Annotated in this window: 14 protein-coding genes and 1 tRNA gene; 4 read left to right on the forward strand and 11 right to left on the reverse strand. The window is 42.5% G+C overall.

Annotated elements, in window-relative coordinates:
- Positions 1–10 precede the first annotated feature (10 nt).
- Complete coding sequence (locus EYO12_03170) at positions 11–1,690, forward strand: sodium:proton exchanger (protein HIA92090.1); 1,680 nt, start codon at positions 11–13, stop codon at positions 1,688–1,690.
- A gap of 238 nt (positions 1,691–1,928) precedes the next feature.
- Here the strand turns inward: EYO12_03170 and EYO12_03175 are convergent, their stop codons facing one another.
- The 4 genes from EYO12_03175 to EYO12_03190 all read right to left on the reverse strand — a co-directional run bounded on the left by EYO12_03175 (position 1,929) and on the right by EYO12_03190 (position 4,735).
- Positions 1,929–2,435 carry a hypothetical protein gene (locus EYO12_03175; GenBank protein ID HIA92091.1) on the reverse strand — a complete coding sequence of 169 codons (507 nt, stop codon included), beginning with the start codon at positions 2,433–2,435 and terminating at the stop codon, positions 1,929–1,931.
- 290 nt (positions 2,436–2,725) lie between these two features.
- Positions 2,726–2,802 (reverse strand) — tRNA-Lys (locus EYO12_03180).
- An 84-nt stretch (positions 2,803–2,886) separates the two neighbouring features.
- Positions 2,887–3,402, reverse strand: coding sequence for a hypothetical protein (locus tag EYO12_03185; GenBank protein HIA92092.1), 516 nt, complete (start codon positions 3,400–3,402; stop codon positions 2,887–2,889).
- A gap of 22 nt (positions 3,403–3,424) precedes the next feature.
- On the reverse strand, positions 3,425–4,735 hold the full coding sequence (locus EYO12_03190) for an ATP-grasp domain-containing protein (protein ID HIA92093.1): 1,311 nt from the start codon (positions 4,733–4,735) through the stop codon (positions 3,425–3,427).
- 182 nt (positions 4,736–4,917) lie between these two features.
- Between EYO12_03190 and EYO12_03195 the strand changes: the two genes are divergently transcribed.
- Positions 4,918–6,792, forward strand: coding sequence for a hypothetical protein (locus EYO12_03195; GenBank protein HIA92094.1), 1,875 nt, complete (start codon positions 4,918–4,920; stop codon positions 6,790–6,792).
- Here EYO12_03195 and EYO12_03200 read toward each other — a convergent pair.
- Positions 6,785–8,005 (reverse strand): hypothetical protein, encoded by a 1,221-nt coding sequence (locus EYO12_03200; GenBank protein HIA92095.1) that lies wholly within the window; start codon positions 8,003–8,005, stop codon positions 6,785–6,787. The two genes, EYO12_03195 and EYO12_03200, sit on opposite strands and share 8 nt — an antisense overlap.
- A 49-nt stretch (positions 8,006–8,054) precedes the next feature.
- Here EYO12_03200 and EYO12_03205 point away from each other — a divergent pair, with 49 nt between their 5' ends.
- Both EYO12_03205 and EYO12_03210 read left to right on the forward strand, forming a co-directional pair.
- Positions 8,055–9,971 carry a hypothetical protein gene (locus tag EYO12_03205; GenBank protein HIA92096.1) on the forward strand — a complete coding sequence of 639 codons (1,917 nt, stop codon included), beginning with the start codon at positions 8,055–8,057 and terminating at the stop codon, positions 9,969–9,971.
- Positions 9,972–9,974: 3 nt separating this feature from the next.
- Complete coding sequence (locus EYO12_03210; GenBank protein ID HIA92097.1) at positions 9,975–11,330, forward strand: hypothetical protein; 1,356 nt, start codon at positions 9,975–9,977, stop codon at positions 11,328–11,330.
- Here the strand turns inward: EYO12_03210 and EYO12_03215 are convergent.
- The 6 genes from EYO12_03215 to dnaK form a co-directional block, all read right to left on the reverse strand.
- The gene (locus tag EYO12_03215; GenBank protein ID HIA92098.1) at positions 11,316–11,663 is read right to left on the reverse strand and encodes a WhiB family transcriptional regulator; all 348 of its coding nucleotides are present in this window, start codon (positions 11,661–11,663) and stop codon (positions 11,316–11,318) included. The two genes, EYO12_03210 and EYO12_03215, sit on opposite strands and share 15 nt — an antisense overlap.
- 96 nt (positions 11,664–11,759) lie before the next feature.
- A complete protein-coding gene (locus tag EYO12_03220; protein ID HIA92099.1) occupies positions 11,760–12,386 on the reverse strand; it encodes a peptide deformylase in 627 nt (208 codons plus the stop codon).
- 23 nt (positions 12,387–12,409) lie between these two features.
- Entirely contained in the window at positions 12,410–13,537 is a 1,128-nt protein-coding gene (dnaJ, locus tag EYO12_03225; GenBank protein HIA92100.1) for a molecular chaperone DnaJ, read from the reverse strand.
- On the reverse strand, positions 13,538–14,365 hold the full coding sequence (locus EYO12_03230) for an NYN domain-containing protein (GenBank protein ID HIA92101.1): 828 nt from the start codon (positions 14,363–14,365) through the stop codon (positions 13,538–13,540).
- A gap of 137 nt (positions 14,366–14,502) precedes the next feature.
- A complete protein-coding gene (locus EYO12_03235) occupies positions 14,503–14,847 on the reverse strand; it encodes a hypothetical protein (protein ID HIA92102.1) in 345 nt (114 codons plus the stop codon).
- Between the two features lie 2 nt (positions 14,848–14,849).
- Positions 14,850–16,769: a molecular chaperone DnaK gene (dnaK, locus tag EYO12_03240; protein ID HIA92103.1), complete on the reverse strand. Its 1,920-nt coding sequence runs from the start codon at positions 16,767–16,769 to the stop codon at positions 14,850–14,852.
- Between the last annotated feature and the right edge of the window lie 250 nt (positions 16,770–17,019).

Raw genomic sequence — 17,019 nt, forward strand, 5'->3', positions numbered from 1 at the left:
GCCCAAACAAATGCATCACGATCTATTTACAGAACTTAGTTTAATTCTCGTTGTAGCGGGAACTGTTTCTGCTGTCATGAAGTTACTGAAGCAACCATTAATTATCGGTCATATTTTTACCGGACTACTGCTAGGACCTTATTTACTTAACGCTATAAACTCACCAGACCAAATTAATGAATTATCGTCGTTTGGCATTACCTTGCTGCTGTTTATTATTGGCCTGGGCCTAAACCCAAGAGTTATACGCGAAATCGGTAAAGCCGCAATAATTATTGGTCTTGGGCAGGTAATTTTTACGGCCCTTTTTGGATATGCGATTAGCAATCTACTTGGCTTTACCCCCAAAGAAAGCTTTTATATTGCTATCGCCTTGACCATGAGCAGCACCATTATTGCGCTTAAAATAATTTCTGACAAACGCGACACCCCCCAGTTATACGCCAAAATAACCACTGGTATTTTGTTAGTTCAAGACCTTGTGGCAACCATGTTATTAATCGCAGTTGCTGGTATGGGTTCCGGCTCGCTGCCGCTACCTGAGCTTTCAAGAACACTAGGCTGGGCAATTCTGCTTGGTGTTGGTGTGTACTGTGCTGGGACCTATTTGCTGCCGCGAATTGAAAAATTTATTAGCGATAGTCAAGAATATTTATTTATTTTCTCTGTGGCTTGGGGTTTTGGTATCGCCAGCTTGTTTTCAATGGCTGGGCTATCAATTGAAGTCGGTGCCTTGTTTGCCGGCGTAGCCCTTGCCGCTCAGCCATATGCCCAGCAAATGAGCTCTCGCCTCAAGCCACTCCGTGACTTCTTTATTATTATTTTCTTTATTGTTCTTGGCGCTCGACTAGAATTTACAAACCCTGGTGCATTACTTCTTCCGGGGGTATCGCTTGCGCTATTCGTTCTGTTTGGCAACCCGCTAATTATCATGATAATCATGGGCTTTTTGGGCTACACCAAGAAAACCAGTTTTCGAGCTGGCCTGAACTTAGCTCAAATCAGCGAGTTTTCATTAGTCCTAATACTTTTGGCACTCGAATATAACCAAATCAGTCAAGAAATTGTTTCAGTTGTAACCATTGTAGGCCTTATTACAATTGCTGGCAGCACATACATGATGCTCTACGACAACAAACTCTATAGCGTGCTAGAAAAACGTCTTAGCATGTTTGAGCGCAAAAAAGTACCACTCAAGCAAAAAGAACTTGGCAAATCTCCAGAAATTATATTATTTGGCTATGCGCGTGGCGGGCATGAATTCGTCCGTGGATTTAAAAAGCTCAAGAAAGACTTTTTAGTTGTTGACTACGACCCAGAAGCGGCCGATGCGCTAAAGAATGCTGGCCTACCACACGCCTACGGCGATGCGTCTGACGCAGAATTTTTAGAAGAAATCGATATAGCCCACGCAAAATTAGTTATTTCAACGGTTTTGGACTTTCAAACAAACTTGTTTTTGACCGAATATACTCATAGCCAGAACAAACAGGCTATTATTATTGCCCGCAGCGAAAACCCCGAAGAAGCCGCAGAGCTATACGAAATGGGAGCAACGTATGTGATGATGCCGCACTACATCGGCAGCGAACGAGTCAGCAAAATGATTAGCCGCAATGGTCTGCGAAAAGGAGACTTTACCCCAGCCCGTGAAAAGCACTTACGATATGTGCAACGGCATTTAGTCTAGGAAGTTAAAACTATAGGATAAGGGGTGTGGTGGGACTCGCCAAAAGTATTTTTCTGGTGAAAAATCTTTTCGATCGTACTCTAGCGCCGGCGCACTCCGGTCTTGCGAGAAGCAGACATGCATTTCTCACCCAACTGGGTTCGAGTCATTAAAACTGTCCAATTTAAAACCCGCCAAAAGGCGGGCGTTAAATTGGAGGGACGTATGTATCGTTATTGCAACTAAAATAAATCTGCAACTACTCAACGTTAAAAGTTAGAATGTTCGATTCGAAACCTTGCCATTGGAGTTTTGCTTGATGTTCGCCCGGTGGCAATTTTAATTCGTCACTAAATCCGATGTAATCACTGCTTATATCGTGAGAAAAGTCATCTACCAGCGTAAAAGGGTATTCATACGTGATGGTTTTGTTTGAGCCGATATTTATATCTGTAAGCGCATCACCACAGGCATAGTACAGACCAATTGGTTGTTCATTTATATAAAACGTACCCTCGGTACATGTGGAAGAAAACGTATATGTTTTTGCACTTGTTGTTGGGTTGTTAATGAATGACTTGAAGGTAATTGATTCACCTATTGAATAGATGCTTTTGTGTAATCCTAGTTGTATATTCAACTCCCCATTCGTAGGTTCAGATACATTCTCATGTTTGACAAGCTTAGTCATTACTAAAAATAAACCAACTCCAGCTACTATTGCAATCAATAAAGCAATGATAGTAATTTTAACTTTTTTACTCATGACTTAACTATAACAAAAATGCTACAACATTAGTTGCGGCATTCTCATTTGAGTTATGATTTTGACCATATAAAAACACCTACGGCGAGATAGGTGTTTTTATATGGAGGGTCCAGTGGGACTCGCCCACATTCTGCGGGCCCGAAACTACGTCTTTCAAAACAAGTTTTGAAGAGTAAGTTTCCTTGCAAACTGCTCCCAGCAGTTTTCACCCCCGACACTACGTGTCGTGGCTTCGACCCAGTAAAACTCTCCAATTTAAAAACCCGCCATTCGGCGGATTCATAAATTGGAGGGTCCAGTGGGACTCGAACCCACGACACCCTGCTTAAAAGGCAGGTGCTCTAACCAGCTGAGCTATGGACCCTCGTATGTAAAAAGCTACGAGAATAAGAGAATGTAACTTTTACTCACAAAATGCTAGCATGCCACCTCTGTTTTTTCAACTCTATTATTTTTTTGCTCTTGATCGACGACGACTCTTTCGTGCTCGTAGTAGTCCTGGGTTTGTTTGACTCATCACCTCAAAGAAGGCAACACCAAACGACATAAGAGTCACTAAACCACTGAATCTATTAAGTTGGTTCGCAAAATAAGAGTTTCTAAACGGATCTTCAAAGCCGGCAAGTATAAACGTATTAGTGGTCGCCACAATCAACATAAACGCAAAGAAGGCCGATACAATTATGCGCTCCACTGGATTAAATCGACCCCCGCCACGAAAATGCCAGTATGCATAAAAGGTCGGCCCAAAAACTAACAGGCTATACACCAGCAACTTAGCATTGTCTGTCTCAAAGATAGATGCTTGAGAAGATAAAAAATTCAATAAATCTGGTCCAAAACTGATACCGAGTAACATGCTGCTCAGCAACACCAGTAGAACTGTTTGGACCGATACGCGTTTTATTATTGAAACGCCTGTAAAAAATAAAACTACAAATAGTGATAAAAAATCAGATGACATATCTAAGCATCAGTATAAACGATTATGCTTTTTTAGTTTTCACTGGAGTGACTTCGATTTTTACGGCCTGTTCAAGCCGGCGAATATCTGCCAGTAGATCCGATCGTGATTTATTGTGCAACGTAATGTTAAAGACGCTCTTGCCGCCGTTTTTAGCAAATTTACACATGTCACCCTTGGTTTTATTTATTTTTAAATTATAAAACGAGGTTAAAGCACGTGCTTTGTTCATTCCATTAATCTTTTCAAGTCGGCCCTCTTTGTTTGAGAAAAACTTCATGCTAGCTGTATAGCCTTGTCGTTTCTTTTTAATTATTGGCTTTCGACCAGTCCGAACCAAAAGGTCGTTATAGGCATGGTCAAATCCGTATGATAATTGATACAGGTTCTGACGAAATCCACCCATCCGGCACGCTATTTCGACTATTTTAAAGCCCGTTAGTTCAGTCTTTATTACCTCAACATGAACTATTGTGTTGCGTAGTCCTAAAGCGTGAACGCCTTTTGCAGCCACCTGTTCCATGTCTTTAATTTTACGCGCCAGCAACTTAACTGGGGTCATTTGCTTGTAGCCAAAGAAATCATCAAAACCAATCGCCCGGCCTGTCTTTATGTGTACCGGCGGCACAAAATCTACACGACCAGTATTATCAACGTAGCCATCTATTGAATACATAGTGCCTTCTAGAAACTGTTCGATTAGTACTTTTGGTTCACCACGCCCAGCATATGACTTATGTGCTGCCTTAACCTGTCGTAGGGTACGTTTTAAATTAGATACTAACTCTTCTTCGTGGTAGCAAATACTCACCAATACACTGGCGGCTAACCCGCTTGGCTTAATTACCAGCGGAAAACCAACTTTTCGTTTGATTTTTGAAATAGTCTTGTCGCTAATGTCGGTAGCAATGGTATAAGCCGGTGTAATTTTTTTATCGTATTCGGTAAAACGTCGACGCATCAGTAATTTGTCGGTCGACCAGTTAATCGACGTTTCAGTCGGCGTTAATGTATATGGGACATGGGGTATAACCCGCTTAAAATTCTCCAACAAGTCCTCTGACCGACAAGTGATAGCAATTACGCGGTGTAAGTATGGTAGAAGTGCTTCATGAATTTGTTTTGGTGATTTAAGATTTATTTCAATTTTTGTAAAATCTTTTTGAAAAACACTCTTATTAGCTTTTTGTGACTTATCAATAAGCCAAACACGTTGCAAAGGACGGCGGAGTTTTTTTTCAAGCTTATCAATGGCAATACTTAATGAATCACCCACATCTTTGCTGTCGGTGGCTAGTACAATGACGGTGTCTCTCGAAAATTGCTTCTCCATATCTTGCTCAACATAGGCGTCTTTATCTGTTATGTCAAGTATTGTTTATCCTAAAAACTGCAAAAAATCATCATATTTAATGCAATCATTTTTATATTCTGTAAAAGGTTATTTATTTTACAACGATTAACAGTTTAAAAAGCAGCTGATTTTGTTACGCTTAAGGTAACTAAAGGTCAAACATGCGCTTACCAAAAAATGTAATATCACCACTTGGGTTGTCTCGTTACCAAGAACATGCCGCTCTGGTATATTCGTCAAAGCGCCGAGGCCACGGAAAATTAGGTCTAGCTCTCAGTGAAGACGGTCTTCATTTTAACGAGTCCGTTGATGCTCCGGTAATATTCACCGGTCAAAACAAAACGGAATCAATTGCTGACACCAGCGACTACCGTTTTGCAAAAGTGGCTCACGACCACCTGCTTACCTACACCAAAAATGGCCGCTTAGTCATTGCACGAGAAGAAGAATCCGGCGACCTCTGGGACTTAGCAATCTGGAAAACACTACGAACAGGTAACCCACGTGCTACTAACGGCATGTTTGTGCCAGAGTATAAATACAACAATCAATACGTCTTGTTCTACAACACCAGCAGCATTAACTTTGCAGTCACAAAAGACTTTAAAGACTGGCACTCGCCATACCGCCCAGTTTTAGAGCCACGCCGACATAACTTTGATAACAAGTCTCTAAAAATAGTTTCAGTTGCAAACATTAGTAGTGGAATTGCTGTGTTGTACGAGTCGCAGTCAATGCGTAAGCGACAGCAAACTATTCATGTTGGGTTTGCTGTATTTTCGCGCCAAAACCCTGGTAAGTTAATCTGGCGCAGCGAAGGGCCGTTATGGGCTGCCACAAACGCCGGTAGGTCAAAAATTGAACTCCTTGGTGCAGACATACAAAACGATTCTATTCGTTTATACGGTAGCTCTGTCTCCAACGGTCTATTTACCGTCGACCTCCAACAACCGCTTAAGCTAGACGAAGTTAGCCGACCAAAATTCGAACTAGAGCGTCATCATAAAAACCCGTTGCTTAGCCCAGAAGGTGGCGAACACTGGGAGTCGTCAGGGGTATTTAACCCAAGCGTCGTCCACCACGAAGGCAAGGTGCATATTTTGTACCGTGCTGTTGACCCGTACGGCGTTAGTCATGTCGGTTATGCCAGCACAACCGACGGGTCAGAAATAGACTATCGGCACAACGAACCTTGCTACTGGCCACGCGCATGGTTTGAAGCTGGTAGAGGCAAACGGCCATATAAAGAATGGAATAAAGCCTTTGGTTCCGGCGGCGGCTGGGGCGGTTGCGAAGACCCTAAGGCAACACTTATGGATGACAAAGTCTACATGACCTATGTTGCCCACGACGGCAGCCCCTATTTGCGTTTATGTATAACATCAATTGATATAGATGATTTTGTAAATCATCGGTGGGATAAATGGGCATGGCCAAAAGTAATTAGTAACCCTCAATTTGGCCCACACGTTAATCCACCATTTGGAGTTCGTGTTATAAAAAGTGGAATAATCTTGCCAGAGAAAATTAACGATAAATATGTGATTTTCTTCAAAGAACCGCCACATGTTGGCATTCATTATATTGACGATATCGAACGACTTGGTATTGATGAAGAGCTCGAAGCTCATGACTTCATATACACTCGCCCCGGTCATTGGGACAGTCAAAAACTCTCGATGGGATCGACTCCGATTTTAGTAAATGAAGGTTGGCTGGTTATATACCACGCCGTCGATAAACGCGAAGGTCACAAATATAAAATTGGCGCTATGTTACTTGATAAGAACGATCCAAGTAAGGTATTGCGGCGCACCAATACCCCAATTCTTGAACCTGATGCTGACTATGAAAACAACTGGAAACCTGGCGTTGCCTACCCATCTGGTGCGGCTATCATCGGTGATCAACTTCATGTGTATTACGGCGGTGGAGACCGACACGTCTGCGTTGCAACAACTCCCCTGCAAGAGTTCATGGACCATCTAATGAACGAAGAAGAAATTCACCTAACTGCAGAAGTCACGGTTAGTTAGCCGGTTGTATTGTCTTCCATAGTTTTACTTGCAACCAATACGTTGCTAGTCCTCCAAAAGTTACAATCGCCCACACAGTACGCAAAAATAGCTCACTGTTGTCTAAGATATGAATAAGCCCAATAAAGAAGCCTAAGCCAACTAGTCGTGTAGAAAACTTAATCACCTCAAGAAGATAATTAAGTTGAAGTGTATTTCTTTGAACATCACTACCAAGCACAGCCTCGCGTAAGCTAATGTCTAAATCGTCATCTATGGGCTTCTCTATTGTCTGTGCGCCTTTTTCAATAACAGCTCTGCCAATCAGGGCAGGCGCTTGCCAGGACGCCACTAAACCAAGTGTTGCTGCCACCCTAATTGAATGTAAGTAATACCCAAGCCGCAAGTTACCTTTTAGCTCCACATGGCGCCGTACATAGACAACTATCGCTGCAATTAAGGCAACTCCACTTACAAAAACACCGTAGCCAAAAATGCTACCTAGTATTAAAAACGGAGCAATCTTCCAAAAATGACTTTGTAATTCATCCTGTAATGTATCAATGAAATAAATTCGCAAAAAGCGTTTCCATTCTGGGTGATTTTTTAGGCTATTGAGGAAGGATTTTGATAAAAGCGGCGCTTTTGGTGGAATAGTATTGTTTTGATACGTCTTAAATAGACTCAGGAAGCTTAACAGGGCGGCAACAATCAAGAACGCTCGGTAGCCCACGACAAAATCCAGCAAAAACCCAATTATCAGTGGCAAAAATACACTCATGATTGTTTCGTAGCTTCCAGAAACTTGAAATATATAGCTGCGCTGTTTGCTTTTCATTTCTTTTACAGCAACATAGTGTGAGCTTGTGTGATAAAAACCTGAGTCTATTCCTCGCATCACAGACAGCACCCAAAACCATGTAAACGGGTCTTGCTCAAGTAGTGGCCAGATTAAAATAGAAATAAATATAAGTACTGTTCGAAGATACCGCCCGTATACCCAAACGACACCATAGCCTTTTTTGCGAAGTAGAACATTGGCAACAGTAATGCCTACCATGGTTGCACACGCTATAACTAATTTGTCTAAAAATACTAAAGTTAAAGAACCGCTCAAGACAAATAGAACAACACTGTAGAGTTCTCCCAAAATACCCCATATAAACAAGGCTGTCATTCTGTTATAAAAAAATTGCCGAACGACGTCGGCTTGAGACTTTAGCTCTAAAAACATGACATTAGCATAGCAGCATCACATCATAGAAGCTGCTACAATAGTGTTTATGTTTACAGTAACCAGAAATAAAAAGAATCCAATCATAAAAAGTAATAACGACGAGCCGTGGCGTGCGTTGGCAGCGTTTAACTGTTCGCCGGCTAAAGTAGGCGACTCGCTTCATTTAGTATTTCGGGCAATGACCGACGAAGCCCTGTACAAGGGTCACAACGTCGAGCTATCGACCATAGGACATGTAATGGTTGACCCTCAGACACACCATTCCATCGGAGAATACAAAGTCCTTATACAGCCCGAAGAAGACTGGGAGATGTATGGCTGCGAAGACCCGCGGGTAACTAAAATTGATGACACATACTATATTTTCTACACCGCTCTGAGTGGTTTTCCATATTCGGCTGAAAATATTAAATGTGCCGTGGCGACCACCAAAGACTTTAAGACAATCGACAGCCGGCAACTGGTAACACCGTTTAATGCTAAGGCCATGGCGCTTTTTCCAGAAAAAGTCGACGGTAAATGGACTGTTATTTTGACTGCAGATAGCGACAAGCCACCTTCTAAAATGGCTATAGCTCAAAGTGACAATTTTGATGATTTTTTAAATCATGACTGGTGGGCAAATTGGTATGAAGAAGTTGAACACCATAATATTGACCTGCGCCGCGTGGATACTGACCACTGCGAAGTTGGCGCACCTCCAATAAAAACTGATGCGGGCTGGCTCCTTATCTACAGCCACATCCAAGATTACTTTACCGACGACAAGGTTTTTGGAATCGAAGCTGTTTTATTAGACAAAGACAACCCACGAAAAATTATCGGCCGTACTCGCTACCCATTTATGGTGCCAGAAGAAAGCTACGAACAATATGGACAACTGCCAGACATCGTTTTTCCAAGCGGAGCTATGTTGGATGGCGACATCCTAACAGTTTTTTATGGAGCTGCCGACACAACTTGCGCCTCTGCTAAATTGCGGCTGTCACACCTGCTTGAATCTATGCAGATGGAAGGAAAAAGTTACGCGAAACGCTACAGTGGCAATCCGATTCTACTCGCTAAAGAAGAAAATTACTGGGAAAGCAGCTATGTCCTAAATCCTTCAGCAATAGAAATTGACGGCGAAATAAATATTCTTTACCGAGCGCTTGGGCCTGACAACACATCTGTTTGCGGCCTAGCAATTACAAAAGATGGCTACACAATTGACGAGCGTCTTGATGAGCCAATCTACATACCGCGGGCTAAATTTGAGTCAAAGCTTAAACCACCAGACGGCATATCTGGCTGCGAAGACTTGCGGGCCCAAATTATCGGTGATCGAATTTTTGTAACCTACACAGGCTACAATGGCGTTGACCCTCCGGCTGTCGCAGCAAGTTCGATTTCTATTGAAGAATTTAAAAACCGCAAGTTTCAATCTTGGACCGAGCCTCACCTAATTAGTCCGGTTGGCATCGACGACAAAGATGCTGCAATTTTTAGTGAAAAAATAAACGATCAGTACCTTGTATTTCATAGAATTGACCACCATATATGCGCCGACACCCTACCAGAACTAGATTTTGAAAAGCATCAGCTTGACCGCTGTATCCAGGTTATGGGACCGCGTAAAGGCATGTGGGACAGTCTAAAAATTGGAATCAATGGTCCGCCGATAAAAACCGAAAAGGGTTGGTTGCAGTTCTACCACGGCATTAACGAGCATCACCACTACCTTATGGGGGCCGCGTTGCTAGATCTTAAAGATCCAACAAAAATCATTGGGCGATCTGCTATGCCAATAATGGAACCTGAAACCCAGTGGGAACTTGAAGGTTGGATAGACAATGTTATTTTTAGTTGCGGTCAAGTTGTTCGCGACGACACAATTTTTATTTATTATGGTGGCGCTGACACAGTTGTGGCTGTGGCAACATTAAGCTTGTCGGAGCTTTTGAGCCAACTCAACGAGGCTTAGACCGTGCCACGGGCAAAGAAAAAACAACCAACATCGACGACCACTACGAAAACAATTGAACAAGCTAAAAAAGTCTTAGACATAAATTTTAAAGATGGCTACACTATGCCATCAAAAGTACTCTACCCGCACCAATGGTTATGGGATTCGTGTTTTCATGCAATTGGCCTACGGCACCACCGTCCAGATCGTGCACTGGAAGAAATCAAACTGTTACTACGGGGCCAATGGCCAAATGGTATGGTGCCGCATATGATTTTTAGTGGCGCCAAGCACGGACATCAACGCTACAATATTTGGAAGTCACATGTCTGTGACGACTGTGTTGTCGGCCTGAGGACCAGTGCAATCACGCAACCGCCTGTCATTGCTTGGGCGTTCGAAAAGGTAGTAAATAGCCTGCCCAAAAAAGATCAAAAAGCAGCTATCGAAAAATACCTGCCGCAGATAATTCGCTATCATCAGTGGCTGTATGCAGACCGTGACCCTGACCAAACAGGTCGCATTGTAATTATTCACCCGTGGGAAAGTGGCCTCGACAACAACCCAGCACTAATGGCAGCACTGCGTGAATGTTTCCCTGTGAATACCAGTGAAAAAATATTTTTGACCAACCCTTTTGTACGCGGTGTATACCACAAGCTTCGTAAAGACATTCAAGTCACGAGCGCTGCCGAGCGAAGTCGAACTGTTGAAAACTGGATGTTTGCACGACTTATTGCCCGGTATCGTCGCAAGCTCTATAAAACCGAAGCCATCTTATATGATAAAAATAGCTTCGTTGTTGAGGATGTTAGCTTTAACGCAATATTTATTCGGTCTAATGCCGCTATAAAAACTCTGGCGAAAAAAATAAAACTCACACTGCCAGACGACTTAACTCAAGCAATGGACCGTAGCGACGCAGCGTTTGCTGATTTCTGGAACGACGACAAACAAGCATATTTATCGCGCAACTGGCACACCAAACAATCAATTCCAATTGAAACGATCGAAGAATTACTGCCACTCATAACTTCTATTATCCCCAAATCAAATGCTAAAAAAATTGTCACAAAACTTGAATCAAATAACTTTTTCACACCTAAGCCGGTATCCACAAACAACACAGCGCGCGACGACTACGACCCTATTCGTTATTGGCAAGGCCCAGTATGGGTAAATATGAACTGGATGATTATCGAAGGACTAAAGAACTACGGCTATACCAAAAAAGCTAAAGACCTCGCCAATTCAACAATTAAATTAGTCGAAGAAAATGGCATATGGGAGTACTACAATTCGCAGACTGGCATGGGCCACGGAATCAGCAGTTTTTCCTGGACCGCAGCTTTGTATTTAGACTTAATTAATTCCTAACTCAACTTCTTCCGCTCTAAATTCTACAAGTTCTCGGATGCGATCATCAACATACTGACTTCTTTCAAGAAAGTTCATTCCGCCTAAAATTTGGTCACGTTCACTGACATCGCCAGTCAACCCAGCAGCAATGTCGTCCCTAATTGCAGATTCTCTACAAGCCTTGCGCACTAATACTGGGCAAGTGTCGCATATAGCCTTTGCTATTTCTTCCCTGCTTCGACGTGCATTTATGCCTTCAGGTCTCAAATCGTCAGGAGGAAAAAATAAGTCACCCTCTCCGACACATGGTTTTGCTGTTAATGACATCTTTTTATCTAAATCTACAAACACTGCCTTGCTCCTTTTATATAAAAACTACTCTTTGCTTTTGTAATCTGTCAAGTTCGTTGTTTATTTAAGTGGCACGAAAATGGACATAGTAGTGTTCTATGTATCGTTTATCAACAAGTTAATCTGACTACTGTCTGCTGGCATATCCCATCTACTCCACTCATCACGGTATCTCTGAAACTCTTCGTCGGGAACCTTATGTAAATGTTTTGGATTAAAGACTCGTTGGAACCAACGGATTCCATTCAAGTGATCGACTTCATGCTGTACGATCCGTGCAACAAATCCACTGAATTTATTTATGACAACTTCACCGTATTCATTGTGCCAACGAACCTCTACCGCCTCAGAACGTTTAACAACACCGCCATAGCCTGGTAACGAAAAACACCCTTCTCGATCTTCTGCTTGATTGCTACTAGCCCAAGTTATTACAGGATTTATCATAAAAATATTATTTGGCGTCGGATTAACAGCTTTTGGGTCTGCATCAATATCAACTAAAATCACCCGAGCGTTCCAACCAATTTGCGGGGCAGCCAGTCCGACCATAGTTTTTGTGCCGGGTGTTGGGTCTTGTATAACTCCAGCAATTTTTTGCATTTGCAGGAGCGCATTTTTAAATGCAATCGACTTATAATCAATGATCTCTGCAGTTACTTTTTTCAATAGGGGATTGCTTGGTTCTAAGATACTAAATTTATCTTTTTCCCCATCTTCCATCTTCTAACTACCAGCTTCTAAATCTACAGCCATTTCTTGCCTTTTTTGGTTCTAAATTCTTCGAGTATTTTCTTTTGTTTTTTGCTCAGTTTGGTTGGCGTGTCTACAAGTACGCGTACAATGTGGTCGCCACGTGATTTACCGCGTAAACTCGGCACACCTTTGTTGGCAATTTTAAAATCTGTACCACTTTGGGTCCCAGCAGGAATTTTTAGCTTTTCTTTCCCATCAACGGTTTCTAGTTCAATTTCTGTTCCTAGCGCTGCGTCTACCATTGGCACGTGTTCGTCGCTTAAGATTAAATTACCTTCTCTCGTGAAGTGCTTATGTGCTTTAACGCGCACATTTACATATAAGTCGCCAGCGTTTCCGTTTGAGGCAACTTCACCGCGGCCAGTAAGCCGAATCGTAGCTCCATCATAAATACCAGCAGGGACTTTAAGCGTAGTTTTTTTACTCTGTCGAGTAACACCACTGCCACCACATACGCTACATTTTTTCTCTGGAATTTTCCCTTCACCCTTACATGTCCGACAGGTTCTGGCTTGCTGAAAATTACCAAGCGGCGTTTGCATTACTTGTACTTCTTGACCGCTCCCTTTGCAGGTGTCACATGTTTTTACATCGTGACCAGGCTCTGCTTTTGTCCCTTTACAATGCTCACATACATCTAGAAGGCTTAGTTCAACTTCTTTTTCGGTACCAAAAATTGATTCTTCAAATGTTAACTGGACGTTTGTCTCAACATCGCGGCCACGTTCGGTTTGTGTCCTAGTTCGCCGGCCACCACCGCCGCCACCAAAAAATCCTTCAAAAATATCACCAAGTCCAAGGTCGCCTAAGTCAACATGTACTCGCTGGCCAGACCCGCCACCAAACCCACCAAAAATGTCTTCAAAACCACTAAAACCAGCTCCGCCGCCACCGCTCGCTCCGCCAACACCAGCATGTCCGAACTGGTCGTAGCGTTGGCGCTTGCTTTCATCTTTTAATACTTCATAGGCTTCAGAGGCTTCTTTAAATTTAGCCTCGTCACCGCCTTCTTTATCTGGGTGATGCTTAATAGCCAATTTTCTAAAAGCCTTTTTTATCTCGTCTGCGCTGGCGGATTTACTAACTCCTAAAATTTCGTAGTAATCTCGTTTAGCCATTTAATTTGCCTTTTTGAATGCCTTTATAATCAAATCACTCGGTATTAACCGCGTTTCGCTGGCGCTACCTGTCATTACATCGTTAACGCGCTCTTCGTGCGTAAGGTAAATTACCTTTGCGCCATTTTTTTCCGCTGCAAGCATGGCTGGTTTTAGGTCTTGGTCACTACTCCACAGTACAACAGTATCTACGTTATTGGTTGCTGCCGCTTCCGTCATATCTACCGCTAAGCTAACATCTACACCTTTTTCGTTAAACGACAGCTCATCCTTTTTAGTAATTGGATTAATACTTGGTCGAATAACTAATTTACCAGCTGCAACAAACTCAACTCCACTATTTGATAAATAGCCTATCCAGCGTCGTTTATGATCTATCATCTTTAGCGTGCGTTTTTTAAGCTCTGGGTCATCATGTTCTTCGTGTAATTTTGCGCCGTAATACCTGTCTTCGCGCGGGCCTAGGTCGCCCAACATGTGATTCAGTAACATTTCCATGTCAAACTTCACTAAATCGTCGCGGAATTTTATCAGCTTGGCTTTTCGAAGCTCGTCAAACAGTTGAAAAAACGTATTTTCACCGTCAATATACACAACTGTTCGGCCACTTTCTGCCTTGGCCGGTGGTGTTGATTGCGCCTTAGTTTGGGGTTTACGCCTACTCGTAGAATCGTTCTTTTTTGATGCTGGATTTTTTGCGTTATTGCCGCCTGAATTTGATCGGCTAGACGGTTTTTTGCCCGCCTTGTCTTCTGCCTCATACACATCGTCCAATGCACTCAGCAAGTCTTGTTCTTTTCGTTCTTTAAAACTTAATTTTTTCTTCATTAGCTACAGTCTATCTTACTTATCGGTAATTTTTTGCTTAATTTCTTCAACATCACTAGCAATTTTCTCTAAATTTGCGTTCATTTTACTTAGTGCTGCTTGTAAATCTTCAACTAATTCACGTGGGTTCATTGTCTCTAACCCTTATCAAAATCTGCTTTGCAGAGTTGGCAATATGATTTCAGTGATCCATACTTAATGAGAGGTGATCTAACTTGGTCTTTGTCATAACAGGCGATACAAAACCTCAGATTTCCAAAATTTAAATTACCAGTCGCTACTAGCCAAGCCCTGCCGCTGGAGTCAACCTGTAGTTTACCTTTTGATGTAATCTTATCAATTTCGTCTTTTAGTTTCTTATTTTCGAGCTGCAAATCAAAGATTTTTTGCTGCGCTTCAAGAATCATATTAAATTCGTCAATTTTATCTGCAGCGCGTAACGTAGCGCCTGCTTGTTTTAGCCCTTCTAAAACACTAACCATTGCTACTTGTCTTCTCTCTTCTCATTCACAACTTCACCCTCTACAGGTTCATCAGACTCTTTGTCGTCTTTCTTGTCGTCGTCACTAGACTCACTACTCTCTTCTCCGTCCTCTGAAGCTGTTTTAGCTGCTTCTTTATACATCTTCGCACCAATCGGAGATACCTTATCAAGTAGTGTCTTAGCAGCTTCTTCGAGCTTCTCTTTATCCGTTTCTTCTTGAGATTTCTTAGCTTCCTCAATTGCTTCTTCAACTGTCTTCTTATCTTCGTCGGACAATTTGTCGCCGTTTTCGTCGATCAGTTTCTGGCCAGTATATATAGCGTTTTCTAATGCGTTTTTAGCTTCTACTGCTTCGCGTTTTTTCTTGTCTTCTTCAGCGTGAGCTTCGGCATCTTTTTGAGCTTTTTCAATCTCGTCTTTATCTAAGTTGCCGCTGTCTTTAATAGTAATCGACTGTTCTTTGCCAGTACCTTTGTCTTTGGCCGTAACATTCAAAATTCCGTTAGCGTCAAGATTAAAAGTTACTTCAACTTGCGGAACACCGCGTGGCGCTGGGGCGATGCCGTCTAAAACAAATCTACCGAGTGATTTGTTATCGGCTACCATTTCTCGTTCACCTTGAACAACATGAACTTCAACACTTGGCTGGTTGTCTGCTGCTGTTGAAAAAATTTCGCTCTTACTAGTCGGGATAGTAGTGTTTCGTTCAATCAACTTGGTTGTAACGCCACCTAAGGTTTCTATACCAAGGCTTAGTGGAGTGACGTCTAGAAGCAGCACGTCTTTAACGTCACCTGCTAGTACGCCACCTTGAATCGCAGCACCTACAGCTACAACTTCGTCAGGGTTTACACCTTTAAGCGGTTCTTTGCCAAAGATCTCCTTAACTTTAGCTTGCACTGCTGGCATTCGGGTCATACCACCAACCAAAATGACTTCGTCGATTTCGCTGGCTTTAAGCTTGGCGTCTTTTAACGCGTCGAGACACGGCTTAGCAGTTTTTTCGATGAGCTTACTTACTAGCTGCTCAAGCTTGCTACGAGTAAGTTCGTATTCGAAGTTAAGTGGTCCTTCTGCTAAGAACGGTAAGTTAATTTCACTGCTTTGTGCACTCGAAAGCTCAATTTTAGCTTTTTCAGCAGCCTCTTTAAGCCGCTGCATTGCTTGTGCGTCACCTTTAAGGTCTTTGTCGTGGTCTTTTTTAATTACGTCAAGTAAGTGATTAACAATGACAAGGTCGAAGTCTTCACCACCAAGGTGAGTATCGCCGTTGGTAGACTTAACTTCAAACACGCCGTCACCTAGCTCCAAGATTGATACGTCAAATGTTCCACCGCCAAGGTCAAACACGGCAATTTTTTCATCTTTTTGCTTATCAAGACCGTAGGCTAAGGCTGCTGCGGTTGGTTCGTTAATGATTCGCTTAACTTCCAAGCCAGCAATTTTACCAGCGTCTTTTGTTGCCTGACGCTGGCTGTCGTCAAAGTACGCTGGAACCGTAATTACAGCTTGAGTAACTTTGTCACCTAAATATGCCTCTGCGTCAGCCTTGAGCTTGCTCAAAATCATTGCTGAAATTTCTTCTGGACTTTGTTCTTTGCCGTCGAGCATTACTCTAGGTTGGTCGTTTTTACCCTTAACAATCTTATACGGCATAATGTCGATGTCGCGTTGCACTTCTTCGTCTTTAAACTTACGACCAATAAGTCGCTTAACACCAAAAACAGTGTTTTCTGGGTTGGTGACCCGTTGTCGGTAAGCAACCTTACCAACTAAGCGATTTTTATCTTTACCAATAGCTACAACGCTTGGTGTAGTTCTATCACCTTCGCTGTTAGCGATAATTTGCGGGCTACCGCCTTCCATAACAGCCATAGCGCTGTTGGTTGTTCCTAAATCTATTCCAATTATCTTTGACACTTTTTCCTCCTAAGTTTTGCAACGTAGCTCTCTGCCCGCGAACAAATTTCGCTGCTCCAGAGCTACTTAAAGCGCATTACTTCGTCAAAACCTACATCACTCGTTCGAAGTACTATTTGTACATCTCACTCGTTTTTTGGCTTTTCCTTGTACTGCATCTTTATGCAAAGCTTAGGAGCTAAAAAGCTAGTTACCTGAAAATCTTCTTGCTTGAATTTATTAAATTACTTTTTACGAATCACTAGTTACC

The sequence above is a fragment of the Candidatus Saccharibacteria bacterium genome, assembly GCA_012965045.1.
Lineage (GTDB): Bacteria > Patescibacteriota > Saccharimonadia > Saccharimonadales > DTSZ01 > DTSZ01.